The following is a 1,007-nucleotide window of genomic DNA, read 5'->3' as shown; positions in this document are numbered from 1 at the left end:
CTCATTAATCCAATACCATCATCCTGGGAAACCATCCCTAACATAAGCGCACTTGAATATGCATTCAAGGTGCTATATGTATAGTAATGTTTTCCTCGAAGAGCGCACTTATGCAAACGAAGTTTGCAAGTCCGATTGGGGTCTCCCCCAATACCCCGACAACCGTATTCACGGTTGTATTTCACTACGTGAAAATTTAAAAGCGAAAAATAGACATGGCGATTTACCACTTTTCAGTCAAAACCGTAGCACGATCAGCAGGGCGTTCCGCCACTGCTGCGATTGCCTATCGGGCAGGTGAAAAGATCTATTGTGAACGTGAAGGCCGAGAACATGACTACAGCCGAAAAACTGGTGTGGAATACAAAGAAATTTATTTACCCGAAAGCGCACCACAGCATTTAAAAAATCGAGAAAAACTCTGGAACGAAGTTGAACAACGGGAAACCCGAAAAAACTCGACTGTGGCCCGGGAATTTGAAATTGCCTTTCCAAGTGAACTGAACCAGGAACAACGTCTGGCCATGCTTGAAGAATTATGTGCCAGCATCGTGGAAAGACATCAGGTAGCAGTCGATGCCTGTATTCATGCACCGCATACCGGATCCGGCAGTGATGAGCGCAATTATCACGCCCATATCCTAATGAGCACACGTAAACTTACGCCAGAAGGTTTTACAGAGAAAACCCGGGAACTCGATCAGAAACACAGTGGAGAAATCGATCACTGGCGTGAACACTTTGCCGATATCTGCAATGTGCACCTGGATCTGGCCGGATCCACAGCCCGGGTCGACCACCGCAGCTACAAAGACCAGGAGAATGGCCTGGAAGCCACCCTGCACGAAGGACCGAAAGTCACCGAACTACGTAGAAGAGGCATCGAAACCGAAATCAGCCGAAGCAATGATGAAATCAAACAGAGAAATCAGGCTCAGTTGCAATACGACAAAAATATGGGCGTTCTAATTGCTGAAAATGAGATAAAACTCAGCACACTGAAAACA

1 protein-coding gene is annotated in these 1,007 nt (G+C 46.4%); it reads left to right on the top strand.

Translation table 11 applies throughout. The features are described 5' to 3' along the window. Positions 1-215 precede the first annotated feature (215 nt). Positions 216-1,007 (top strand): MobQ family relaxase (gene mobQ, locus E0D95_RS15190; protein WP_165443270.1); only part of this gene is annotated, 792 nt, incomplete at its 3' end.

It is taken from the genome of Acinetobacter ihumii, assembly GCF_900625095.1.
Classification (GTDB): Bacteria; Pseudomonadota; Gammaproteobacteria; order Pseudomonadales; family Moraxellaceae; genus Acinetobacter; species Acinetobacter ihumii.
Note: the sequence above shows the minus strand (reverse complement) of the source record. Positions and strands in the feature narration are given on the sequence as shown.